The organism is Pectobacterium quasiaquaticum, assembly GCF_014946775.2.
In the GTDB taxonomy this organism is placed as follows: domain Bacteria; phylum Pseudomonadota; class Gammaproteobacteria; order Enterobacterales; family Enterobacteriaceae; genus Pectobacterium; species Pectobacterium aquaticum.
Genome location: NZ_CP065177.1, coordinates 3,712,689 through 3,736,640, shown reverse-complemented (window position 1 = coordinate 3,736,640; position 23,952 = coordinate 3,712,689). Strand labels below are relative to the sequence as shown.

General features: G+C 51.3%; 20 protein-coding genes. 15 read left to right on the top strand and 5 right to left on the bottom strand.

What is annotated here, in order from left to right; translation table 11 throughout:
• Positions 1–484 precede the first annotated feature (484 nt).
• The 4 genes from IG609_RS17075 to IG609_RS17060 all read left to right on the top strand — a co-directional run bounded on the left by IG609_RS17075 (position 485) and on the right by IG609_RS17060 (position 4,300).
• Positions 485–2,104 (top strand): methyl-accepting chemotaxis protein, encoded by a 1,620-nt coding sequence (locus IG609_RS17075; RefSeq protein ID WP_193398250.1) that lies wholly within the window; start codon positions 485–487, stop codon positions 2,102–2,104.
• A 211-nt stretch (positions 2,105–2,315) separates the two neighbouring features.
• Positions 2,316–3,152 (top strand): AraC family transcriptional regulator, encoded by an 837-nt coding sequence (locus IG609_RS17070; protein ID WP_193398251.1) that lies wholly within the window; start codon positions 2,316–2,318, stop codon positions 3,150–3,152.
• 105 nt (positions 3,153–3,257) lie between these two features.
• Positions 3,258–3,992, top strand: coding sequence for an AzlC family ABC transporter permease (locus IG609_RS17065; protein ID WP_193398252.1), 735 nt, complete (start codon positions 3,258–3,260; stop codon positions 3,990–3,992).
• Positions 3,989–4,300: an AzlD domain-containing protein gene (locus IG609_RS17060; protein WP_010298072.1), complete on the top strand. Its 312-nt coding sequence runs from the start codon at positions 3,989–3,991 to the stop codon at positions 4,298–4,300. The genes IG609_RS17065 and IG609_RS17060 overlap by 4 nt, the downstream gene beginning before the upstream one ends.
• 68 nt (positions 4,301–4,368) lie before the next feature.
• Here IG609_RS17060 and leuD read toward each other — a convergent pair whose 3' ends face one another.
• From leuD to leuA, 4 genes are read right to left on the bottom strand one after another with little or no spacing between them, the layout of a single operon-like run.
• Positions 4,369–4,971 carry a 3-isopropylmalate dehydratase small subunit gene (gene leuD, locus IG609_RS17055; protein WP_116186250.1) on the bottom strand — a complete coding sequence of 201 codons (603 nt, stop codon included), beginning with the start codon at positions 4,969–4,971 and terminating at the stop codon, positions 4,369–4,371.
• Positions 4,972–4,984: 13 nt separating this feature from the next.
• A complete protein-coding gene (leuC, locus tag IG609_RS17050; RefSeq protein ID WP_193398253.1) occupies positions 4,985–6,385 on the bottom strand; it encodes a 3-isopropylmalate dehydratase large subunit in 1,401 nt (466 codons plus the stop codon).
• Positions 6,386–6,387: 2 nt separating this feature from the next.
• Entirely contained in the window at positions 6,388–7,479 is a 1,092-nt protein-coding gene (leuB, locus tag IG609_RS17045) for a 3-isopropylmalate dehydrogenase (protein WP_116186251.1), read from the bottom strand.
• Complete coding sequence (leuA, locus tag IG609_RS17040) at positions 7,479–9,077, bottom strand: 2-isopropylmalate synthase (RefSeq protein ID WP_102117369.1); 1,599 nt, start codon at positions 9,075–9,077, stop codon at positions 7,479–7,481. Before leuA ends, leuB begins: the two co-directional genes overlap by 1 nt.
• Before the next feature lie 410 nt (positions 9,078–9,487).
• Between leuA and IG609_RS17035 the strand changes: the two genes are divergently transcribed.
• The 4 genes from IG609_RS17035 (at position 9,488) to cra (ending at position 15,138) form a co-directional block, all read left to right on the top strand.
• Positions 9,488–11,293 carry an AMP-dependent synthetase/ligase gene (locus IG609_RS17035; RefSeq protein WP_193398254.1) on the top strand — a complete coding sequence of 602 codons (1,806 nt, stop codon included), beginning with the start codon at positions 9,488–9,490 and terminating at the stop codon, positions 11,291–11,293.
• Between the two features lie 360 nt (positions 11,294–11,653).
• Positions 11,654–13,372: an acetolactate synthase 3 large subunit gene (gene ilvI, locus IG609_RS17030; protein ID WP_193398255.1), complete on the top strand. Its 1,719-nt coding sequence runs from the start codon at positions 11,654–11,656 to the stop codon at positions 13,370–13,372.
• Between the two features lie 2 nt (positions 13,373–13,374).
• Positions 13,375–13,866 (top strand): acetolactate synthase small subunit, encoded by a 492-nt coding sequence (gene ilvN, locus IG609_RS17025; RefSeq protein ID WP_010681718.1) that lies wholly within the window; start codon positions 13,375–13,377, stop codon positions 13,864–13,866.
• A gap of 267 nt (positions 13,867–14,133) precedes the next feature.
• A complete protein-coding gene (gene cra, locus IG609_RS17020; protein WP_193398256.1) occupies positions 14,134–15,138 on the top strand; it encodes a catabolite repressor/activator in 1,005 nt (334 codons plus the stop codon).
• 66 nt (positions 15,139–15,204) lie between these two features.
• Here cra and IG609_RS17015 read toward each other — a convergent pair whose 3' ends face one another.
• Positions 15,205–15,642, bottom strand: a complete 438-nt coding sequence (locus IG609_RS17015) for an L-alanine exporter AlaE (protein ID WP_102117366.1) — start codon at positions 15,640–15,642, stop codon at positions 15,205–15,207.
• An 889-nt stretch (positions 15,643–16,531) separates the two neighbouring features.
• Between IG609_RS17015 and mraZ the strand changes: the two genes are divergently transcribed.
• From mraZ to mraY, 7 genes are read left to right on the top strand one after another with little or no spacing between them, the layout of a single operon-like run.
• The gene (mraZ, locus tag IG609_RS17010; RefSeq protein ID WP_010298042.1) at positions 16,532–16,990 is read left to right on the top strand and encodes a division/cell wall cluster transcriptional repressor MraZ; all 459 of its coding nucleotides are present in this window, start codon (positions 16,532–16,534) and stop codon (positions 16,988–16,990) included.
• Positions 16,991–16,992: 2 nt separating this feature from the next.
• The gene (rsmH, locus tag IG609_RS17005) at positions 16,993–17,937 is read left to right on the top strand and encodes a 16S rRNA (cytosine(1402)-N(4))-methyltransferase RsmH (RefSeq protein WP_102117365.1); all 945 of its coding nucleotides are present in this window, start codon (positions 16,993–16,995) and stop codon (positions 17,935–17,937) included.
• Entirely contained in the window at positions 17,934–18,254 is a 321-nt protein-coding gene (gene ftsL / locus IG609_RS17000) for a cell division protein FtsL (protein ID WP_102117364.1), read from the top strand. Before rsmH ends, ftsL begins: the two co-directional genes overlap by 4 nt.
• A gap of 23 nt (positions 18,255–18,277) precedes the next feature.
• The gene (locus IG609_RS16995) at positions 18,278–20,041 is read left to right on the top strand and encodes a peptidoglycan glycosyltransferase FtsI (protein WP_193398257.1); all 1,764 of its coding nucleotides are present in this window, start codon (positions 18,278–18,280) and stop codon (positions 20,039–20,041) included.
• Positions 20,028–21,515: a UDP-N-acetylmuramoyl-L-alanyl-D-glutamate--2,6-diaminopimelate ligase gene (murE, locus tag IG609_RS16990; RefSeq protein WP_193398258.1), complete on the top strand. Its 1,488-nt coding sequence runs from the start codon at positions 20,028–20,030 to the stop codon at positions 21,513–21,515. The genes IG609_RS16995 and murE overlap by 14 nt, the downstream gene beginning before the upstream one ends.
• Positions 21,512–22,873 (top strand): UDP-N-acetylmuramoyl-tripeptide--D-alanyl-D-alanine ligase, encoded by a 1,362-nt coding sequence (murF, locus tag IG609_RS16985; RefSeq protein WP_193398259.1) that lies wholly within the window; start codon positions 21,512–21,514, stop codon positions 22,871–22,873. The genes murE and murF overlap by 4 nt, the downstream gene beginning before the upstream one ends.
• Complete coding sequence (gene mraY / locus IG609_RS16980) at positions 22,867–23,949, top strand: phospho-N-acetylmuramoyl-pentapeptide-transferase (RefSeq protein WP_193398260.1); 1,083 nt, start codon at positions 22,867–22,869, stop codon at positions 23,947–23,949. The genes murF and mraY overlap by 7 nt, the downstream gene beginning before the upstream one ends.
• Positions 23,950–23,952 lie beyond the last annotated feature (3 nt).

The window sequence follows — 23,952 nt, the reverse complement described above, 5'->3', positions numbered from 1 at the left end:
TTTTCGCTGGCTTTTTTTATGGTGTTTACCTGCTGCGGGTGGTTTGCAGGGTAGTGAGGTCGCAGCGGCGTTGTTTACGTGATGCTTTTATATTCAGAATGACGAAATAATAAATCAATCAATAATGTTGAATGTCAAATCGTATTTTTTTCAATAAAAAAGAATGAGTTCGCTAATTTATTTTTTCTTTAATAATTAATATTAATGTAATAATAATGACTAAAATAGTTCATTAAGTTAGCGTAATGATTCCAATTATAAACTGTTTTTTTTGAAACTATTTCCGTTGAAATCATAGCGATTTTTTGTGATGACGCTCCTATGTATAAAATTATTTCTTATACGCCACTGTTTTTTATCTTGTCTTTAACGCACATTATCACAATCTTTAAATGTTATGTAACATGTGGCGGCATTTTGTTTTTTCTTGCTTACCGACAATTTACTTCACAGCAATTTTTTGAATAACTCGACGGATGTAAAAATGAGCGATATTCCTTATCAGTCAATAGCTATTTACGAAAAACCAGAACTCCAGCATTCCGCTTCTGGATTGCATAACATCAAATTAACTCCGCTTTTTATCGTTGTTTTTTCTGGTGTTTTACTGCTCTTTGCCTTGGCAGTTTCCACATCGTCCTATTTTCTTAAGCAGGCTGAACAGTCGTTAAATAGTTCGACGTTGGAATTGAATGTTCGAATGGAACTGGTTGATAGTGCTAATCATATGCGAGCAGCGCGTATGAATTTGCTCCATGCTGTGAATCACTTACGTAATGGTCTTACTGATAACTACAATGCGAGTATGAAAGCGGCAGAAGAACGTCTGTCGATGTCTCAGAAAATGTTTAATGGGTATCAAAATAGGTCGGTTCGTTCAGATGTTGAACTTGCCCGCGATAATGAATTAAAAGCGCGCTATGGCGATTATGTCGAACGCGGTATTAAACCCATGTTTGACATCGCGAAGAAGGGCAATGTTGAAGAACTCAATGCATTTGAGTCGACGACCCTGTCTAAATTGGATGATGAATATGATGTGCCGTTGAAAGCGTCCTATCTTTATCGTGTTGAAATGGCAAAAAATATTAATGTGACAGCTGAACGGAATTCCACACTGGGCTACACGCTCATGATAGGTGCCTTTATTTTAGCTATCGTATTAACGGGTATGACGTTCTTATTAATTCGTCGGGTCATTATTAATCCAGTGCAGTATTGGGTGTCGCGTATACAGGCCATCGCGCACGGAGATTTAACGTGCACAAGTGTGGATGTCGGGCGGAATGAAATCGGTATTTTGGGAAACAACATCCAGAAAATGCAGGACTCGCTCTCCGAAACGGTTGGCTCAGTGCGCGACAGTGCGGAGTCGATTCACAGCAGTTCGACGAAAATTGCCGTCGGTAATACGGATTTGTCTGCACGAACAGAGCAGCAGGCTGCGGCGTTGGCGGAAACGGCGGCCAGCATGGAGCAGCTCACGGCTGCTGTGAAGCAGAATACCGATAATGCGCACCATGCAAGCGTTGTGGCGACGGAGACCTCTGCCAAAGCGGTGAACGGTGGCGGTATTGTTGAACAGGTGGTGGGGTCTATGGCGGATATCGCCAAGAGTTCAGACAAGATTTCTGAGATTATTGCGCTCATTAACGGGATTGCATTCCAGACCAATATTCTGGCACTGAATGCGGCGGTTGAAGCCGCGAGAGCGGGTGAGCAGGGTAAAGGATTTGCGGTAGTCGCAGGAGAGGTGCGTAATCTGGCACAGCGCTCGGCTAATGCCGCAACGGAAATTGCTGCACTGATTAAAGAATCCGAAGCCAGAGTGACAGAGGGAACGACGCTGGCATCCGAAGCGGGTAAAGCGATGGCCGAGATTGTGGCTGAAATTAATAACGTCACCCGCATTATGAATGAAATCGCGCTGGCTTCCGATGAACAGAGCAGCGGTATCAATCAGGTATCGTTAGCGATATCAGAAATGGATCGGGTTACGCAACAAAACGCGACACTGGTGCTAGAGGCTTCCTCGTCTGCCGCATCGCTCGAACAGCAGGCCGAACGGTTGAATCTTGGCGTATCCCGATTTCATCTGATGTAACCCGGTTGGTAAAAGACATAAAGACGAGAATGCGTCATCAATGGCCAGCGGCTTTGTCGCTGGCTTTTTTTCGTCGTTTTTTCGAGCATGGGGATGTGAATCCGCTTCTGATAGAATCAGTGAAACAGGTACGCTGTTTCTGGCTATAAAGAAGTACGCACATGTCGCTTCCGCCAGAGCAATTTTGTACAAACGATAAGAGGATTCACGCGTGCATAAAAAGCCGATAGTGCAAGAGCAAACACATTTCAGACACCTGGAGGCATTAGGTGGTCTGGATATGTTGCAGGCGCAGTACTACCAGCAGCGTTTTCCTCGCCATGTGCATGATACGTATTGCATCAGTGTGATTGAGCAGGGAGCTCAGCGTTTTTATCGCTCCGGTGCAGAGCACGTTGCGCCCAAAGGCGACATCATTCTGGTGAATGCGGACGATGTACACACGGGGAGTTCGGAGGTCGAAACCGGCTGGGCCTATCGCGCCATTTATCCGCACCCCGATCTTTTTCGTTCGATTAATCAGGATCTGCAACGCTCAAAGGATTCCATCCCGTGGTTTCCCTACGCGGTTGTTCACGACCCAGGGCTGTCGGATCAACTGCTCATGACGTTCAATATGCTCGCTCAGCCGGGCAATATGCTCTTGAAAGAAACGCTGCTGTTGTCGTCATTAACCTGGCTGACGATGCGCTATAGCAAGACGCGCCTGACGCCACAGATGCTGCCCGTTGCGACCCAAAATATACTGAATGTTAAAGCGTTTATGGACAGCTATCCCGAGAGGGAACTGGCTCTCGTTGAATTAGCCGCGCTGGCTGAACTCAGTGTGTGGCACTTCTTGCGACAGTTTAAAGCGGTGGTGGGGATTACGCCTCACGCCTACTTGATTCAGGCTCGTCTGCGCAAGGCTAAGGAATTATTGCGTAAAGGCGACGCTATCCTTGATGTTTCCGTGTCGTGTGGTTTTACCGATCAGAGCCATTTCCATCGCCATTTCAAAAACTCGTTGGGATTGACGCCTGGCGAGTTTGCTAAAGGCAACGCATAAGCAGGCTTTCCCTCTATTCCGAGGGTAAGCAACTTTATCCAATACTCTTAAAAGACGGTTTGTTAGTTTTCCGCTATCGATATTTTTATGGTAGAGCAATGTTATATGGAAAACACCGTAGCCCGTTCATCGTCTGAATCAAAAGACACCGTGAGTCCGTGGATGCATTTTATGACCGGCGTGGTTGAAATGCTGCCGCTCTGTTTATCTGTAGTACCCTGGGGCATTCTGGCTGGTTCCATGGCAATCCAATCGGGATTATCTGTCGGGCAAAGTATCGGGATGTCCGCGATTATTTTCGCGGGAGCGGCGCAGCTCGTCTCGTTAGGCTTGCTTATGTCCGGAGCGAATGTTGCGACGCTATTAATCTCCGTTTTTTTTATTACCGCACAACACCTGATATATGGCCTGACGCTGCGTGAATATGTTTCAACGTTGAAATTAAGAAAACGGCTTCCGATCGGATTTTTATTATCGGATGAGCTTTTTGCACTCAGCGAAAAGAAAGACAGGAAGAACAACGTTAGCACGAGTTATTTAATCGGTGCGGGTTTCACCTTTTATATTTTTTGGAATATCTTCAGCATTCTTGGCGTGGTCATGGCGTCTTCTGTGCCTGATTTAGATAAGTATCATCTTGATTATTCTATCGTTGCTACGTTTATCACCATTGTCGTACCGATGATAAAGAAGATCAGTACCTTCTCTGGTGTCTTGTTTTCTCTGATGTTGTCGATGCTGTTGACCTATTTCAAGGTAGAAGGCGCCATTGCTATTGCTGGTGTCGGCGGCATGTTTTTCTCTGTGTTCGTTGCGTCTGTACTTAAGGAAGAAAAATGAGCTGGTTATTGATATTCGTTCTGGCAGGGATCGTTTTTTTTAATCGCTATATTTTTCTCGAACCCGCGGTGCCGGTAAAAATTCCGGTTTTACTCCATCGTGCATTAAAGTATTCAGCACCTTGTTTACTCACTGCGATTTGCGGACCGATTATTTTAATGGATCACGGCGTGATTCGCGCCTTTCCTGATAATCCATATTTTCTCGGCGCGATAGTGAGTGTCGTAATTTCATTCTTTATCAGAAATATAGTCGTCGCGGTGCTCTTGAGTATGCTGGCTTTCTATATGATTGCCGCTTTACTGTAATCCCCCCATTCTTCCAAAAGAAAAAGCCCGCAATAAAGTGCGGGCTTCGGGCTATCTGTAATCTTGAATCAGTTCAAAAATGCAGGCTGATTCTTTTCGTACTCAGTAATAGATGCTTCGTGTTGCAGCGTCAGGCCGATGCTATCTAATCCGTTGATCATGCAGTGACGGCGGAAGCTGTCGATTTCGAACGGATAGCGTTTGCTGCCCGCCTGAACAACCTGATTTTCCAGATCAACGGTGAAGTTAGTCCCTTCCTGACCGTCAACCAGCTTGAACAGCTCGTCCACTTCCTCGTCGCTCAGTTTCACCGGCAGCAGCTGGTTGTTAAACGAGTTACCGTAGAAGATATCGGCGAAGCTTGGCGCGATAACAACTTTGAAGCCGTAATCGGTCAGTGCCCACGGTGCGTGCTCACGGGAAGAGCCGCAGCCGAAGTTTTCCCGCGCCAGCAGGATACTCGCCCCTTTGTAATGCGGCTGATTCAGCACAAACTCAGGGTTAGGCTGTTGGCCCGCATCGTCCAGAAAGCGCCAGTCGTGGAACAGGTGTTGGCCGAAACCAGTACGCGTCACCTTTTGCAGAAACTGCTTGGGAATGATGGCGTCGGTATCGACGTTAGCGGCATCCAGAGGAACCACCAGACCTGTGTGTTGGGTAAATTTAGCCATGTCGGTTTCTCTCTTAATTCAACTCGCGGACGTCGGCAAAGCGACCTGTTACCGCTGCAGCCGCAGCCATTGCCGGGCTGACCAGATGGGTGCGGCCAGCGCGCCCCTGACGGCCTTCAAAGTTACGGTTGCTGGTTGATGCACAACGCTCACCGGGGTTCAGACGGTCATTGTTCATCGCCAGACACATGGAGCAGCCTGGTAAACGCCACTCAAAGCCCGCCTCGATGAACACTTTATCCAGCCCTTCCAGCTCTGCCATGGTTTTTACCGGGCCGGAACCGGGTACGACGATAGCCTGAACGCCAGCGGCGACTTTACGCCCTTTGGCGATTTCTGCCGCAGCGCGTAAATCTTCGATACGCGAGTTGGTGCAGGAGCCAATGAAGACTTTATCGATCTTCACGTCAGTCAGTTTAATGCCGGGTTGCAGATCCATATAGGCCAGTGCTTTGGCCGCGGAGGTGCGTTCTACCGGATCGCTGAAAGAGTCAGGGCTCGGGATTTCCTGATTGACGGCGATAACCTGACCGGGGTTGGTGCCCCAGGTAACCTGCGGCGCGATCTGAGCGGCGTCCAGCGTGACGATCGTGTCGAACTGCGCGTCATCATCGGATTTCAGCGTGCTCCAGTACGCAACGGCGGCATCCCAGTTGGCATCTTTCGGTGCAAACTGACGGCCTTTCAGGTAGCTGAAGGTCGTCTCGTCCGGTGCGACCAGACCTGCCTTCGCGCCCATTTCAATCGCCATATTACACAGCGTCATACGGCCTTCCATGCTCAGCGCACGAATAGCGGTACCACAGAATTCAACCACATGACCGGTGCCGCCTGCGCTACCGGTTTTACCGATGATCGCCAGCACGATGTCTTTCGCGGTGATGCCGTGTGGTGCATCGCCGGTGACTTCAATCTTCATGGTTTTGGCGCGACCTTGCTTCAGGGTTTGCGTCGCCAGCACATGTTCCACTTCCGACGTACCGATACCGAAAGCCAGTGAACCAAATGCGCCGTGCGTTGCCGTGTGCGAGTCACCGCAGACGATGGTCATACCCGGCAAGGTCATCCCTTGTTCAGGCCCAATAACGTGAACGATGCCCTGATACGGGTGGTTCAGGTCATACAGCTGAACGCCGAATTCCGCACAGTTTTTGATTAATTCCTGCATCTGAATGCGGGCCATCTCGCCACTTGCGTTGATGTCTTTGGTCTGCGTGGACACGTTGTGGTCCATGGTCGCGAAGGTTTTCCCCGGTTGACGAACCTTGCGGCCCATCGCGCGCAGGCCGTCGAAAGCCTGTGGGGAAGTCACTTCGTGTACCAGATGTCTGTCGATGTACAGCAGCGGCGTTTCGTTCGGCGCTTCATGAACCACGTGCGCTTCGAACAATTTTTGATATAACGTCTTACCCATGGTTATGCCCCTTGCGCGACAAAACGCGCAATCACGTCGCCCATTTCATTGGTGCCGATCGCGCTGCCGGTGCTTGCCAGATCGGCAGTGCGATAGCCTTCAGCCAGTGCGGTATTGACAGCTTTTTCGATCGCTTCTGCGGCATCATCCGCCCCCAGGCTGTAGCGCAGCAGCAGCGCCAGCGACAGAATCTGTGCAATCGGGTTAGCAATATCTTTACCCGCGATATCCGGTGCGGAACCGCCAGCCGGCTCGTACAAACCGAAGCCTTGTTCGTTCAGGCTTGCGGAAGGCAGCATGCCCATTGAACCGGTAATCATGGCGCACTCGTCGGACAGAATGTCACCGAACAGGTTAGAACACAGCATCACGTCAAACTGAGACGGATCTTTGATTAACTGCATTGTCGCGTTATCGATATACAGATGGGACAGCTTCACATCTGGATAGTCTTTGGCAACTTCATTCACGATCTCGCGCCACAGAATCGAGCTTTGCAGCACGTTGGCTTTATCGATGGAGGTCACGATGCTGCGACGTTTGCGAGCGGATTCAAACGCGATATGCGCGATGCGCTCAATCTCAAAACGGTGATACACCTCGGTATCGAAAGCGCGCTCATATTGACCGCTGCCTTCACGACCTTTTGGCTGGCCGAAGTAGATCCCACCCGTCAGTTCGCGGACGCACAGGATATCAAAGCCTTTCGCGGCGATGTCGCTACGCAGCGGACAAAACGCTTCCAGTCCTTGATACAGACGAGCAGGACGCAGGTTGCTGAACAGTTTGAAGTGCTTACGCAGAGGCAATAACGCACCGCGCTCTGGCTGTTCTGCCGGTGGCAGGTGTTCCCATTTCGGGCCGCCAACGGAACCAAACAGAATCGCATCGGCCTGCTCACAGCCTGCAACGGTCGCCTCCGGCAGCGGCGTGCCCTGACGGTCAATGGCGATACCGCCAACGTCATATTCGCTGGTGGTAATGCGGATGCCAAAACGCTGACGTACCGCATCCAGTACTTTATGGGCCTGCGCCATTACTTCTGGGCCAATGCCGTCTCCGGGTAAAACGGCGATATGGTAGCTCTTTGTCATCACACTGTTTCCTGACTGTTTTGTTGTTTGCTATCGTTTTGTTGTTGGTTACTGTGCTGCTGCAGACGTTGAATTTCTTTTTCTACCTGCTGAGCACGTTTGATGTTGTTTAATACATTTACCATTGCCTGCGCGGAAGATTCAACGATATCCGTTGCCAGACCAACGCCGTGGAAACGACGCCCTTGATAATCCGCGACAATATCAACCTGACCCAGCGCATCACGACCCTGGCCTTTGGCGGTTAGTTGGTATTTGACCAGCGAAACCTGATAACCCGTAATGCGGTTGATCGCCTGATAAACGGCATCCACTGGGCCATTACCCGTCGCGGCTTCTGATTGGGTTTCTTCGCCGCAGATCAGTTTGACAGAGGCGGTTGCCATCACGCTGGAGCCGGACTGAACGCTGAAATAATCCAGATGGTAGAACTCAGGCTCTTCCTGCTGACGGTTGATAAAGGCCAGCGCTTCCAGATCGTAATCAAAGACCTGACCTTTCTTGTCTGCCAGTTTCAGGAAGGCAGAGTACAAATCGTCCAGATTGTAGTCGCTGTCCTGATAGCCCATTTCTTCCATGCGGTGTTTCACCGCGGCGCGACCGGAACGGGAAGTCAGGTTCAACTGGACTTCTTTCAGGCCGATGGATTCCGGTGTCATGATTTCGTAGTTTTCACGGTTCTTCAGCACGCCATCCTGGTGAATACCAGAGGAGTGGGCGAAGGCGTTGGCGCCCACAACCGCTTTGTTGGCAGGAATGGGCATATTGCAAATCTGGCTGACCAGTTGGCTGGTACGGTAGATTTCCTGATGATTGATGTTGGTGTGGACATTCAGGATGTTATGGCGGGTTTTGATCGCCATGATGACTTCTTCCAGTGAACAGTTACCCGCACGTTCGCCGATACCGTTCAATGTGCCTTCCACCTGACGAGCGCCTGCGTGCACTGCCGCCATAGCGTTGCCAACGGCCAGACCCAGATCGTCATGAGTGTGAACAGAAATAATGGCTTTATCGATATTGGGAACATGTTGGTACAACGAGGCGATGATATTGCCGAACTCATGCGGCATGGTGTAGCCGACAGTGTCAGGAATATTGATGGTGCGAGCACCGGCGTTGATGGCAGCTTCAACCACGCGACACAGGTCTGGGATTGGCGTGCGGCCCGCATCTTCGCAGGAAAATTCAACGTCGTCTGTGTAGTTACGTGCGCGTTTGATCATGTAAATGGCGCGTTCGATCACTTCATCCAACGTGCTGCGCAGCTTGGTGGCGATGTGCATCGGTGAGGTCGCGATAAAAGTGTGAATACGGAAAGCTTCTGCGACACGCAGCGCTTCTGCGGCGACATCGATGTCTTTCTCAACACAGCGGGTCAGGCCACACACACGACTATTTTTGATGTTGCGGGCAATCGTCTGAACGGATTCAAAGTCGCCTGGAGAGGACACAGGGAAGCCAACTTCCATCACATCAACGCCCATACGCTCCAGGGCGAAGGCAATTTGCAGCTTTTCTTTTACACTCAGACTGGCCTGTAAAGCCTGTTCACCATCGCGTAATGTGGTATCGAAAATAATGACTTGCTCGCTCATCGGTTTAGTTCCTTGTCATGTCTACTTGTACTTGGCGCTCGGCGAGTAAAAAAAAACCCGCGCATCAGCGCGGGTTTTTGTATCGTGTGGCGAGAAACTTAGTTCTGAACTCTGCCCACAAACCTACCGCGCAAGAAGGATGCGTTTAGTAGTAGGCCTAGTAGGACAGTAAAATTGAACATAGTGTCTCGTCATCTAAAATTCGGTGTTCTTTTATTGGTACTCTATTATCAGGGTTATGTCAACGTTTGATTGGTGTGACGTGCGTCAAGTAAACCAGCGATAGCCAGCGGCGAATGAACGAAAGATCGTTGCAGTTTTGAACAATGACGGTAGACTGCACGCCAAATAATGTACAGCTGTACGCTGAAATGCTGTCAAATTCTTCCCCCTTAGAAATTCTTTTACAGATGAATAATCATTTACAGCCATACCATGTGGTGCACCGGGTCCAAGATCAAATCAATCACTGCGCAGGCCGTATTACGTTGCGCGAGTGGACGCCTGCGGGCGAACTGCAGCTCACCTGGACACAGGCCGGGCAGCGCATTCAGCGCATTGCCAGCGCGCTCTTAGCGCTGGGGCTGGATGTTCAGGAACGGGTGGCGATTTTCTCTCATAATTCAATGAACTGGTCGCTGGCCGATCTGGCGTTGCTGCACCTGCGTGCGATCAGCGTGCCAATCTATGCCACGAATACGGCGGCACAGGCGGCATTCATTATCAATGATGCGGATATCCGTACGATATTCGTTGGCGGTCAGGAACAGTTGGATGCGCTGCTGGCGTTGCGCGATACCTGCCCACAGCTGCGAAACATCATCGTGATGGATGACGGTGTTAACCTGCGCGGCAGTGACATTGTGCAATCCCTGCGCGATTTTGAAGCGCAGGCGGTAGACGATTTCTGGCGTGACGAATGGCAAACACGCATCGACAGCCGCGATCTCAACGATCTGTTTACGCTGATTTATACCTCTGGCACGACGGGTGAACCGAAAGGCGTCATGCTGGATTACACCAACATGGCGATGCAGCTAAAGCTGCATGACGATCGTCTGGATATGTCAGAAAACGACGTATCGCTCTGTTTCTTGCCGCTTTCTCATGTATTTGAGCGCGCATGGAGCTTTGTCATTATGCACCGTGGCGCGCAGAACGTGTATCTCAGCGATACGAATCTGGTGCGTGCCGCGATGCAGGCGGTGAAGCCTACCGTGATGTGTGCCGTACCGCGTTTTTATGAGAAAGTTTACAGCGCAGTCCATGAAAAAGTGGCGCAGGCACCGTGGTATCGCCAGCGTCTATTTAACTGGGCTATTGCGCAGGGACAACACGCTTTTCTGGCGAGCCAGGCCGCGAAGAAAGGCAGTCTTTTCCGCCGCGTGATGCATCGCTATGCAGACCGACTGGTGTTAGGGAAACTGCGCCAACTTTTGGGGGGAGAGATTCGCTTTATGCCAGCTGCGGGCGCGCGATTGGATGACAACATCATCCTGTTTTTCCGGTCGATTGGGATTCGCATCATCTATGGCTACGGTATGACTGAAACCTGCGCGACGGTTTCCTGCTGGGAAGAAGGCCGCTTCCGCTTAGGCTCTATTGGTACGCCTCTGCCGGGCATTGAGGTCCGCATTGGTGAGGAAAAAGAGATTCAGGTACGCGGCGCAACCATCATGCGAGGTTATTTCCACCGTCCGCAGGAAACCGCAGAAACCTTTACCGAAGACGGCTGGTTGAAAACCGGCGATGCGGGGGAACTGGATACCAACGGTAACCTGTTTATTACCGAACGGTTGAAAGATCTGATGAAAACCTCCGGCGGTAAATATATTGCACCACAGCATCTGGAAGGCACGCTGGGGCAGGATCGCTTCATTGAACAGGTTGCGATTATTGCGGACACGCGCAAGTACGTGTCTGCGCTGATTGTTCCCTGTTTCGAGGCGCTGGAAGAATACGCACACTCCATCAACCTGAAGTACCACGATCGTCTGGAACTGCTGCGCCACAGCCATATTATTGAGCTGTTCGAGCAGCGCCTGCGGGAGATGCAGAAAGAGCTTTCCCGCGTTGAGCAGGTGAAGAAATTCACGCTGTTGCCTGTCCCGTTTTCGATGGCGGAAGGGGAATTGACGCCAACGCTCAAGCTGCGCAGAAAGATCATCAACCAGCGTTACCAACTGGAAATTGATGCGATGTACGCAGAGTCTTGATGCTGTCGTAGGCCGAGAAGCGCGTTTCCTGAGAAGAAATGTGGTTTTCGGCCTCAATATTTCACTCTGTAATTTATGGCCTTTATGGACGATTTCTCAGGTCTGAAGGTTTCTAGTTAGTATTTTATCTCAGTTATTTTTCCCCTAACGTTCGATTTCCCCTGGGCTTGATTAAGGGCGGTGGTTTTTTGCCGTTTGTCTGCGCCATAATCTGGCGTTATGTTAATGGGTTATTAGCAATCCTGTAATATTTCGTATTGTTGTACTAAAAGTTAACAGTATTAACACAACGTGAGCGCGGGGATTTTCCCCGGTCAATACAGAAGCGGATTCCGCTTTCTGAACAAAAGAGGCAGACCCATGGAGATGTTGTCAGGCGCCGAAATGGTGGTCCGATCGTTGATCGATCAGGGCGTAAAACATGTGTTCGGTTATCCGGGCGGTGCGGTGCTGGATATTTACGACGCCCTGCATACGGTTGGCGGTATCGAGCATATTTTGGTGCGGCATGAGCAAGGTGCGGTACATATGGCGGATGGCTATGCGCGTGCGACGGGTGAGGTCGGCGTCGTGCTGGTCACGTCCGGCCCCGGTGCGACCAACGCGATTACCGGTATCGCGACTGCCTATATGGACTCCATTCCTATGGTGGTGTTGTCCGGTCAGGTTGCGACTTCGCTGATTGGCTATGATTCTTTTCAGGAATGCGACACGGTGGGGATTTCTCGGCCTATCGTTAAGCACAGTTTTCTGGTCAAGAAAGCGGAAGATGTCCCGACGATCCTGAAAAAAGCATTTTATCTGGCATCAACCGGACGTCCGGGGCCTGTGGTGGTCGATCTGCCGAAAGACATCATGAATCCGGCGAATAAGCTGCCGTACGTTTATCCAGAAAGTGTCAGCATGCGCTCCTATAACCCGACGGTTCAAGGGCACAAAGGGCAGATTCGTCGTGCGCTGCAAACTCTGCTGGCAGCAGAAAAGCCGATTATCTACAGCGGTGGTGGCGTGATTAACGCGGAGTGCCACGAAGAACTGCTGACGCTGGCGGAAAAACTTAACCTGCCAGTGACAACCTCGCTGATGGGGCTGGGCGGTTTTCCCGGAACGCACCGCCAATGCCTCGGCATGTTGGGGATGCACGGGACGTATGAAGCCAATATGGCCATGCATAACGCCGATGTAATTTTCGCCGTTGGGGTGCGCTTCGACGACCGTACGACGAACAATCTGGCGAAGTACTGCCCGAATGCGACGGTTCTGCACATTGATATCGATCCCGCGTCGATTTCCAAAACGGTAAACGCCGATGTTCCTATCGTCGGCGATGCCAAACAGGTATTGAGCCTGATGCTGGAGTTGCTGGCACAGGATGGCGCACAGCAGCAGTTTGATGCGTTGCGTGACTGGTGGCAGGGTATCGAACAGTGGCGTAGGCGTCACTGTCTGAAATACAGCACCGAAGGCGACAAGATTAAACCGCAGGCGGTCATTGAAACGTTGCATCGGCTGACCGAAGGCAAAGCCTATGTGGCATCGGACGTCGGTCAGCACCAGATGTTCGCTGCGCTGTATTATCCGTTCGATTTACCGCGCCGCTGGGTGAACTCCGGTGGGTTGGGCACGATGGGCTTTGGCCTGCCTGCGGCATTGGGCATCAAACTTGCTCTGCCGGAAGAAACGGTGATTTGTGTAACGGGCGACGGCAGTATTCAGATGAATATTCAGGAGCTTTCTACGGCGCTGCAATATGATCTGCCTGTGGTGGTCATTAACCTGAACAACCGTTTCCTCGGTATGGTGAAGCAGTGGCAGGACATGATTTACTCTGGCCGCCATTCCAGCTCTTATATGGAATCATTACCGGATTTCGTCAAGCTGGCTGAAGCGTACGGTCACATCGGGATTTCTATCGATACGCCGGACGAACTGGAAAGCAAGCTGTTGCAAGCGCTGGCACAGAAAGACCGTCTGGTGTTTGTTGATATCAACATCGACAGTAGCGAGCATGTTTACCCTATGCAGATTCGCGGCGGGGCGATGGATGAAATGTGGTTGAGCAAAACGGAGAGGACCTGATCATGCGGCGGATTTTATCAGTATTACTTGAGAATGAATCAGGCGCCTTGTCACGTGTCGTCGGCCTGTTTTCACAGCGCGGCTACAACATCGAAAGTTTGACGGTGGCACCAACCGAAGATCCAACGCTATCTCGTATGACTATCCAGACGGTAGGCGATGAGAAAGTGCTGGAGCAGATCGAAAAGCAACTGCACAAGCTGGTGGATGTCCTGCGCGTTAGCGAACTGGGGCAGGGCGCGCACGTTGAGCGTGAGATCATGCTGGTGAAGCTACAGGCCACAGGCTATGGTCGTGAAGAAGTGAAACGCTGCGCCGACATTTTCCGCGGTCAGATCGTGGATGTCACCGCCTCGCTTTATACCGTACAGCTTGCTGGCACCAGCGATAAACTGGACGCATTCCTCAGCGCCGTACGGGAAGTGTCTGAAATTGTTGAAGTGGCGCGCTCTGGTATCGTCGGCGTATCGCGCGGCGATAAAATCATGCGTTAATTGATTTTTCGCTGCTTTTTCCTTTAAGAGGCCCGATAATCGTATCGGGCCTTTTTATTTCCCTTATCTTATATAAACACAATATATTCAGCTTAAAAGACATCCATTATTGATATGGCAGCTTGAAATATGTGGGTAACGTGATAAAAGCAGTTGCCGTACAAAAGCTTCTGCTGTTAGATCTACGCCATATCCATGATGATTTTATGGTCATCACACTATTTATTGAGCCGGCCTACTTATTTTCCGGCCTACTAAGGGGTTACCGTGAAACTGGATGAAATCGCGCGTCTTGCGGGTGTTTCACGCACGACAGCCAGCTATGTCATTAACGGGAAAGCAAAACAATATCGCGTCAGCGATAAAACCGTTGAGAAAGTCATGGCTGTCGTCAGGGAGCACAACTATCATCCCAACGCCGTCGCGGCTGGATTACGTGCCGGGCGCACGCGTTCAATTGGTTTGGTTATTCCCGATTTGGAAAATACCAGCTATACACGCATCGCTAATTATCTGGAGCGTCAGGCCAGACAGCGCGGATATCAGCTATTAATTGCGTGTTCAGAAGATCAGCCAGACAATGAGATGCGGTGTATTGAGCATCTGTTGCAGCGCCAGGTTGACGCGATTATTGTGTCTACCGCATTACCGCCGGAACACCCGTTTTATCAACGTTGGATAAACGGCAGTCTGCCGATTATTGCGTTAGACAGGGCGTTAGATCGTGAGCACTTCACCAGCGTGGTGGGGGCCGATCTTGAAGATGCTGAAATGCTGGCACAGGAATTAAGGAAAATGCCTGCTAAATCGGTACTTTATCTTGGTGCCTTGCCTGAGCTTTCCGTCAGCTTCCTGCGTGAGCAGGGGTTCCGTCAGGCGTGGGCGGGCGATCCGCGCGAAGTGAATTACCTTTATTCTAATAGCTATGAACGCGTGGCTGCCGCTGCCGCGTTTATGGATTATTTGAAAAATAATCCTATGCCCGAAGCGTTATTCACCACTTCATTCCCGCTATTGCAGGGAGTGATGGACGTCAACCTGAAGATTAATGGGCGTTTGCCGAATAATCTGGCTATCGCGACCTTTGGGGACAATGAACTGTTGGATTATCTGGAATGCCCGGTATTGTCCGTCGCTCAGCGCCATCGTGAAGTCGCGGAACGCGTACTGGAGTTGGTGTTGGCCAGTCTGGATGAGCCGAAAAGGCCGAAACCTGGTTTGAATCGTATCCGGCGTAATCTGTATCGTCGTGGTTCTTTGAGCCGCGCGTAATCTCGACCTGCTTTTTGCGCCATAGATTGCTATGGCGTCTCTTCTTTACCCAGCCTCAATTCACTTTTACGGCAAGGCGACTCGGAATAGCCGACGGCAATATTCCAGAAAGTAGCCATATATCACGCCCGTCACCATCGACACTACCAAATTACTGGTAACAGCGGTCAGGATTTGTGCAGAATTCGCTCCGATAGACCAGAGAATAATGGCGTAAACCGGGGATTGGAAGCTGACATAGGCAAACAGATCGGCGACGCTGCGCACCAGGAAATGCTCACCGCCGTGACGTCTGGCCATATTCAACACGCGATCGCGGTAAAGCCCATACGGCCAGGCAATAGCAATATTGACGGGGATAGATAACAAGCGTGAAGACAGCGATTGCTCGACGCTCATATCGGAAAGCATGATTTCTATCGCCATGCCAGTGATAAAACAATAGACAACGAGCGCAAAGGTATCTGCGGTGGCACTTCGCAATCGTGACGTCGGGGAAAACATTCCTGGTTGCTCCATTATTAGTATTAGGGCGGATAACTGGTGTAATGATTATGTATGGTTTTTTGTCATGCCTTATTTTGTTTGTGTAGTGTACATCACTGCGTTGATGGCTTTGTACTAGGTAAAAACATTTATTTTTGATTTTTTTTTATACTTTCTCGCTACTTTATCTCTGTCCCATAACTTTCCCGTTTTTTTATCGCGACAAGGGATTTAAAGTTATTTAAAAACAATTTGTTATTCTTTTTGCGAGAGGACTTTTTGCGCGAGAGGGAATGGCGTTCAAGCATTAAAGGAAGTGAGTAGATGACCGATAAAATAGGGTTGCTTGCGTTGCCCCATTTTTAATGCGTCTTTGGATATGGGGACGCTCAATTTATTCGGCGCGTTTCCTGAACCTACTTTTCTTTTCAGGAAGCCGCATTCGTCAGTAGGGTATCCATCAACGTAAATCGGCTGATTAATGAAGAATCGGTGGTGTTGATGTTAAAAATGTAACATTGAGTAGATGTTAACAGCTACGGTATGATGCTGCGGCTTGTATAAGCCTTGGTATTCAGGGTGTTTGGCTTGGTAAGACTATTCTGAAAACGGCTGTCTTTGGTATCAGCGTGTGACAATAAAAATAATCGATATACCGGAGTTGGTGGCTATATGTTTGCAATATTCCCGTTCTGCTATGGATTTTCCTCAAATTATCATGATGTTAATCTTTGTTAATTCTGACTCCTTATTCCTTTTACCTCTATGACGGCCCCAATTCATTCAGGAATAATCCCAAAGCGCGTCCGCTCTGGCTTGACAAGGTTTTCATACCCTCCGTACACTCTTAAAGGTGGGATTTTGTGGGGTAAAGTGGTGAAAAAGGTGATGGAGGGGTAACTCAGGTATGTTTCGTGGAGCTACGCTGGTTAACCTCGACAGTAAAGGGCGCCTTGCTGTGCCTACCCGATATCGGGAAATGCTGAACGGGGAATCACAAGGTCAAATGGTTTGCACCATTGACCTGCATCAGCCCTGCCTGCTGCTTTATCCCTTACCTGAATGGGAAATTATTGAACAAAAATTGTCGCGCTTGTCGAGCATGAACCCTGCTGAACGTCGTGTTCAGCGTTTGCTATTGGGGCATGCCAGCGAGTGCCAAATGGATAGTGCAGGGCGTTTGTTGATTGCGAATACGTTAAGGCAGCATGCGGACCTCAAAAAAGAAGTGATGCTAGTCGGGCAGTTCAACAAGTTTGAACTGTGGGATGAACAGACTTGGTATCAACAGGTCAGGGATGATATTGACGCTGAACAATCGACTCAGGAACCTTTGTCTGAGCGGTTGCAGGACCTATCGCTATAGCCATGCTGGAAAATTATAAACATACCACCGTCCTGTTGGATGAGGCAGTAAATGGCCTGAACATTCGCAGCGGCGGCATATACATCGATGGCACATTTGGCCGTGGTGGTCATTCTCGTCTGATTCTTTCCCAACTGGGGCCGGAAGGACGTCTGTTAGCTATCGATCGCGATCCTCAGGCAATTGAAGCCGCCAAGGCGATTGACGATCCTCGTTTCTCTATTATTCACGGGCCGTTTTCCGCGATGGCGGAGTATGTTGCGGAACTCGGGCTGACCGGTCAGATCGATGGCGTTCTGCTCGATCTTGGCGTTTCTTCTCCTCAGCTTGATGACCCTGAACGGGGGTTTTCATTTATGCGCGATGGCCCGCTGGATATGCGTATGGATCCGACGCATGGTTTGTCCGCCGCTGAATGGCTGATGAAAGCGGAAGCTGACGACATTGTCTGGGTCTTGAAAACGTTCGGCGAAGAGCGTTTTGCCAAGCGTATTGCTCGCGCCATTGTGGAACGTAATCGTCTCGACCCGATGACGCGGACAAAAGAACTCGCCGAATTGATCGCTGCCGCTAGCCCGATTAGAGAAAAGCATAAGCATCCTGCAACGCGCAGTTTTCAGGCGATCCGCATTTATATCAATAGCGAACTGGAAGAGATCGAACGTGCATTAGAAGGTGCATTGAGCGTACTGGCTCCGCAGGGGCGTCTGTCGGTGATCAGCTTTCACTCGTTAGAAGATCGGATTGTGAAACGGTTTATTCGCCATCAGAGCCGTGGGCCACAGGTGCCAGTTGGTCTGCCGTTAACGGAAGAGCAGTTGCGTAGCCAAGGCGGGCAGACGTTAAAAGCTGTCGGCAAGAAACTGATGCCTTCGGAAGCAGAAGTGGCGGAAAACCCACGCGCGCGCAGTTCTGTTTTGCGTTTCGCGGAGAGACTGCCAGCGTGATAGGTAACGAGCGGCATACGCTGGTCGGCGTCATCGGTGAGGATCTGCTGCGTCATGCAAAGCTCCCAGTGTTGCTGATGGTTGCCGTGCTGGTTTCTGCGATCTTTGTGGTCACAACGGCGCATAAGACGCGCTTGCTAACAGCCGAACGCGAGCAGCTTCTGCTGGAACGTGATGCGTTGGATATCGAATGGAGAAACCTGATCCTGGAGGAAAACTCACTAGGGGATCATAGCCGTGTGGAGCGGATCGCGACAGAAAAACTGCAAATGGGGCACGTTGATCCGTCACAGGAAAACATTGTGGTTAAGCAATGAACTAAATAGGCAACCAGCTAAGCATGAAAGCAGCCCGTACAGGAAAGTTAAAGCGCCAGGAAGATCAAGCCAGCTTTGTTAGCTGGCGTTTTGCGTTGCTTTGCGGCTGTATTCTGCTTGCGATGGTTGGCTTGATGGCGCGTGCGGCTTATCTTCAGGTCATCAACCCAGATAAACTGGTACGCGAAGGGGATATGCGTTCTTTGCGCGTACAGGAAGTACCAACGGCACGCGGCATGATAAGCGATCGTGCTGGCCGTCCTTTGGCCGTTAGCGTGCCAGTGAATGCCGTCTGGGCCGATCCGAAAGAAGTGAACGATCGTGGCGGTATTACGCTGGATACGCGCTGGAAAGCACTGTCTGATGCGCTTGATATTCCGTTGGATCAGTTGGCAGCGAAGATCAATGCTAACCCTAAAGTCCGCTTTGTTTACCTCGCGCGTCAGGTGAACCCAGCCATTGGCGAATACATTCATAAGCTGAAGCTGCCGGGTATTAATCTGCGGCAGGAATCTCGCCGGTATTATCCTTCTGGGCAAGTGACTTCTCACCTCATTGGTTTCACCAATATCGATGGACAGGGCATTGAAGGCGTTGAGAAAAGTTTTGACCGCTGGCTGACCGGGCAACCTGGTGAACGAACCGTGCGTAAAGACCGGTTTGGCCGCGTGATTGAAGATATCTCCTCTGTTGACAGTCAGGCTGCACACAATCTGGCGCTTAGCATTGATGAGCGTTTGCAGGCGCTGGTTTACCGCGAACTCAACAACGCCGTTGCTTTTAACAAAGCTGAGTCAGGAACGGCCGTACTGGTCGATGTGAATACGGGCGAAGTGCTGGCGATGGCGAATAGCCCGTCTTATAACCCGAACAATTTGGCGGGTACGCCGCAAGACATTATGCGTAACCGAGCGATTACCGACATTTTCGAACCCGGCTCTACCGTTAAACCAATGGTGGTAATGACGGCGCTACAGCGCGGGGTCGTGAAAGAAAACAGTGTGCTCAGCACCCTACCTTATTACGTGAATGGCCATGAGATCAAAGACGTGGCGCGTTACAGCGAATTGACGCTGGCGGGTGTGCTTCAAAAGTCGAGTAACGTTGGCGTGTCTAAGCTGGCGTTAGCGATGCCTTCCTCTGCGCTTGTAGATACTTACGCGCGCTTTGGATTAGGAAAAGCGACCAATTTGGGATTGGTCGGAGAAAGCAGTGGCTTATACCCTCAAAAACAACGGTGGTCTGACATAGAGAGGGCCACCTTTTCTTTCGGCTACGGGCTGATGGTAACACCGTTACAGTTAGCGCGAGTCTACGCCACGATTGGCAGTTTCGGTATTTATCGTCCGTTGTCGATTACCAAAGTTGATCCACCCGTTCCAGGCGAGCGTGTCTTCCCTGAGGCGTTGGTGCGTTCCGTGGTGCATATGATGGAAAGCGTGGCACTGCCCGGCGGCGGCGGCACCAAGGCGGCCATCAAAGGTTACCGTATCGCGATTAAAACCGGTACGGCCAAGAAAGTTGGCCCAGATGGCAAGTACATCAACAAATATATTGCCTACACGGCGGGTGTGGCACCTGCCAGTAACCCACGTTTTGCTCTGGTTGTCGTGATTAACGATCCGCAGGCAGGGAAGTACTACGGCGGCGCGGTTTCTGCGCCAATCTTTGGCGCCATCATGGGCGGCGTTCTGCGTACGATGAATATCGAACCGGATGCGTTGCCGACAGGCGACAAAAACGAGTTTGTAATTAATAGAGAAGAGGGATCAGGTGGCAGATCGTAATTTGCGCGATTTACTTGCGCCGTGGGTGCAAGACACTCCGGCGTGCGCGCTGCGGGAAATGACATTAGACAGCCGCGTTGCGGCTGCCGGGGATCTGTTTGTCGCGATTGTCGGGCACAAAGCAGATGGACGGCGCTATATTCCGCAGGCAATTGCGCAAGGCGTAGCAGCGATTGTTGCCGAAGCAGAAGGTGAAGCCGCTGATGGCACCGTTCGCGAAATGCATGGTGTGCCAGTGGTATATTTCAGCAATCTGAACCAGCGGCTTTCCGCGCTGGCAGGCCGTTTTTATCAGCAGCCTGCGGAAACGTTACAGCTGATTGGCGTAACGGGAACCAACGGGAAAACGACGACGACTCAGCTTCTGGCGCAGTGGAGCCAGGCATTAGGCGAAACGAGTGCGGTGATGGGCACGGTAGGCAATGGCCTATTGGGTCGGGCGATTCCGACAGAGAATACGACAGGGTCTGCTGTCGATGTTCAGCAGGTGCTGAGCCAGTTGGTAGAGCAAGGTGCGACCTTCGCCGCAATGGAAGTGTCCTCCCACGGTCTGGTGCAGCATCGTGTGGCAGCGCTGCCGTTTGCGGCGGCGGTGTTCACTAACCTGAGCCGCGATCATCTTGATTACCATGGCGATATGGAAAGCTACGAAGCGGCGAAATGGGCGCTGTTCTCCGAGCATCGTGTTGGGCAGATGATTATCAACGCGGATGACGACGTCGGGCTGCGCTGGTTGGCGAAGCTGCCGGATGCGGTTGCTGTCACTATGGAAAACAATCTTGTCCCCGGCTGCCGTGGGCGCTGGCTGAAAGCGACACATATTGATTATCACGATAACGGCGCCACGATTGCGTTTGATTCAAGCTGGGGGCATGGCGAAATTGAAAGCCGCCTGATGGGCGCGTTTAACGTCAGCAATATGCTGCTGGCGCTGGCAACGCTGCTGTCTCTGGGCTATCCGCTCGATAAATTGGTTATCGCGGGTTCTCAACTGCAACCGGTATGTGGCCGCATGGAAGTTTTCCATGCTGAAGCAAAACCAACGGTCGTTGTGGATTACGCCCACACGCCAGACGCGCTGGAAAAAGCGCTTGAAGCGGCACGCCTGCACTGTCAGGGGACACTCTGGTGTGTGTTTGGCTGTGGTGGCGATCGTGATAAAGGTAAGCGCCCACTTATGGGCGGCATCGCAGAACAGTTGGCCGACCGCGTTGTGGTGACCGATGATAACCCGCGCAGTGAAGAGCCTCAGGCAATTGTTGCCGATATTCTCTCTGGGCTGCTGGATGCTGGGCGCGTTCAGGTGATTCACGGACGGGCTGAAGCGGTCACTAGCGCAATTATGCAGGCGCAGGAAAATGACGTGGTGCTGGTTGCGGGTAAAGGACATGAAGACTACCAACTGGTTGGCAATCAGCGTCTTGATTATTCCGATCGCATTACCGTTGCCCGCCTGCTGGGGGTAATTGCATGATTCGCGTCTCCTTGCAGCAGCTTGCCACGGTGCTGAATGCGCAGTTGATTGGCGAAAGTATTGATATTGAAGATGTTTCAACCGATACGCGTAAGCTGACGTCTGGCGGTTTATTTATCGCGCTGAAAGGCGAGAAATTCGATGCGCATGATTACGCTGCGGATGCAGTGAAAGGCGGTGCGGCGGCTCTGTTAGTCAGTAAGCACTTACCTCTAAATGTGCCGCAACTGCTGGTGAGCGATACGCGTCTGGCGCTGGGTCAATTGGGTGCTTGGGTTCGTCAGCAGTCAACGGCGCGTGTTGTCGCCCTGACAGGCTCTTCCGGCAAAACCTCGGTTAAAGAGATGACGGCGGCGATTCTGCGCCAGTGTGGCTCCGTGTTGTATACCGCTGGTAACTTCAACAATGATATCGGTGTACCGCTAACGCTGTTGCGTCTGACGGCGGAACACCAGTTCGCAGTGATTGAGCTGGGGGCAAATCACATTGGTGAGATTGCCTATACCACCGATCTAGTGCGGCCGGAAAGCGCGCTGGTCAACAATCTGGCTGCTGCGCATCTGGAAGGGTTTGGTTCACTGGCCGGTGTGGCGCAGGCGAAAGGTGAGATATTTTCTGGTTTGCCAGCAGACGGCGTAGCGATCGTGAATGCGGACAGCAACGATTTCCCGCACTGGCAGGTCATGCTGAATCATAAAACCGTCTGGCGTTTCTCACCGCAGGCTGCTTGCGATATCGATTTTTTTGCCAGCGACGTAGACGTTTTGGCGCAAGGCACGCGTTTCACGCTGCATACACCGTTTGGCGAAACGCAGGTTCTGCTGCCTTTACCGGGTCGACACAACATTTCTAACGCACTGGCGGCGGCTTCGCTAGCGATGTCCGTCGGAGCGACGCTGGAAGCCGTTAAAGCCGGATTATCTCAGCTTCAGGCGGTGCCGGGGCGACTGTTCCCGATAACTTTGTCTGAAGGCAAGCTGCTGCTGGATGACAGCTACAACGCCAATGTCGGTTCAATGACGGCGGCGGCACAGGTGTTGGCGGAGATGCCGGGCTACCGCGTGATGGTCGTTGGTGATATGGGCGAACTGGGGGATGACGCTCCCGAGTGCCATCGTCTAGTGGGAGAAGCGGCGCGTGTTGCAGGCATTGATCGCGTATTGAGTGTGGGAACATTGAGTGAATTGATCGGCACTGCCAGTGGCAATGGTGAGCATTTTCAGGATAAAGCCGCGCTGGTTTCACGTTTGAAGGTGCTGATGTCACAACATAACGTCATCAGCGTATTGGTCAAAGGCTCACGCAGTGCTGCGATGGAGCATGTTGTACATGCATTACAGGAGAATGCGCAATGTTAGTATGGCTGGCCGAACATTTGGCCAAACTTTATACCGGTTTTAACGTCTTTTCTTATTTGACGTTCCGCGCCATTGTCAGCCTGCTGACCGCATTGGTTATTTCCCTATGGATGGGACCACATATGATCGCCTGGCTGCAGCGTTTGCAGATTGGGCAGGTTGTGCGTAACGAAGGACCAGAATCACATTTCAGTAAGCGCGGTACCCCGACGATGGGCGGCGTGATGATCCTGGTGGCGATTATCGTTTCCGTTTTGATGTGGGCGAATCTGTCTAACCCGTATGTCTGGTGCGTACTGCTGGTGTTAGCTGGCTATGGCGCGGTCGGTTTTGTTGATGACTACCGCAAAGTGGTCCGTAAGGATACCAAGGGGTTGATTGCTCGCTGGAAATATTTCTGGCAGTCAGTGATTGCGCTTGTGGTGGCTTTCACCATGTATTCCATCGGCAAAGATACGCCAGCCACGCAGCTGGTTGTGCCATTTTTCAAAGACGTAATGCCGCAATTGGGCCTGCTCTATATTGCGCTGGCCTACTTTGTGATTGTCGGCACCAGTAATGCGGTAAACCTGACCGATGGTCTGGATGGCTTGGCAATCATGCCGACCGTATTTGTTGCCGCTGGCTTTGCATTGGTAGCATGGGCAACGGGGAACATGAATTTTGCTGGTTACCTGCATATTCCGTATATCCGTCATGCCAGTGAATTGGTGATCGTCTGTACCGCGATTGTGGGCGCGGGGCTTGGGTTTCTGTGGTTTAACACCTATCCGGCTCAGGTCTTCATGGGGGACGTAGGCTCGCTGGCGCTGGGCGGCGCGCTGGGGACTATCGCGGTCCTGCTGCGTCAGGAGTTTTTGTTAGTGATTATGGGCGGTGTCTTCGTAGTCGAAACGCTGTCGGTGATTTTACAAGTTGGGTCCTTTAAGTTGCGTGGGCAGCGGATTTTCCGCATGGCGCCGATTCATCATCATTATGAACTTAAAGGCTGGCCGGAACCGCGCGTGATTGTGCGCTTCTGGATTATTTCGTTGATGCTAGTGCTGATTGGCCTGGCAACGCTGAAGGTACGATAAGAC

Bases quoted from the DNA above. Each gene is read 5' to 3' on its own strand.
- IG609_RS17075 (WP_193398250.1), top strand. From the start codon at position 485: ATGAGCGATATTCCTTATCAGTCAATAGCTATTTACGAAAAACCAGAA.
- IG609_RS17065 (WP_193398252.1), top strand. From the start codon at position 3,258: ATGGAAAACACCGTAGCCCGTTCATCGTCTGAATCAAAAGACACCGTG.
- IG609_RS17060 (WP_010298072.1), top strand. From the start codon at position 3,989: ATGAGCTGGTTATTGATATTCGTTCTGGCAGGGATCGTTTTTTTTAAT.
- leuD (WP_116186250.1), bottom strand. From the start codon at position 4,971: ATGGCTAAATTTACCCAACACACAGGTCTGGTGGTTCCTCTGGATGCC.
- leuC (WP_193398253.1), bottom strand. From the start codon at position 6,385: ATGGGTAAGACGTTATATCAAAAATTGTTCGAAGCGCACGTGGTTCAT.
- leuB (WP_116186251.1), bottom strand. From the start codon at position 7,479: ATGACAAAGAGCTACCATATCGCCGTTTTACCCGGAGACGGCATTGGC.
- leuA (WP_102117369.1), bottom strand. From the start codon at position 9,077: ATGAGCGAGCAAGTCATTATTTTCGATACCACATTACGCGATGGTGAA.
- IG609_RS17035 (WP_193398254.1), top strand. From the start codon at position 9,488: ATGAATAATCATTTACAGCCATACCATGTGGTGCACCGGGTCCAAGAT.
- ilvI (WP_193398255.1), top strand. From the start codon at position 11,654: ATGGAGATGTTGTCAGGCGCCGAAATGGTGGTCCGATCGTTGATCGAT.
- ilvN (WP_010681718.1), top strand. From the start codon at position 13,375: ATGCGGCGGATTTTATCAGTATTACTTGAGAATGAATCAGGCGCCTTG.
- IG609_RS17015 (WP_102117366.1), bottom strand. From the start codon at position 15,642: ATGTTTTCCCCGACGTCACGATTGCGAAGTGCCACCGCAGATACCTTT.
- mraZ (WP_010298042.1), top strand. From the start codon at position 16,532: ATGTTTCGTGGAGCTACGCTGGTTAACCTCGACAGTAAAGGGCGCCTT.
- rsmH (WP_102117365.1), top strand. From the start codon at position 16,993: ATGCTGGAAAATTATAAACATACCACCGTCCTGTTGGATGAGGCAGTA.
- IG609_RS16995 (WP_193398257.1), top strand. From the start codon at position 18,278: ATGAAAGCAGCCCGTACAGGAAAGTTAAAGCGCCAGGAAGATCAAGCC.
- murF (WP_193398259.1), top strand. From the start codon at position 21,512: ATGATTCGCGTCTCCTTGCAGCAGCTTGCCACGGTGCTGAATGCGCAG.
- mraY (WP_193398260.1), top strand. From the start codon at position 22,867: ATGTTAGTATGGCTGGCCGAACATTTGGCCAAACTTTATACCGGTTTT.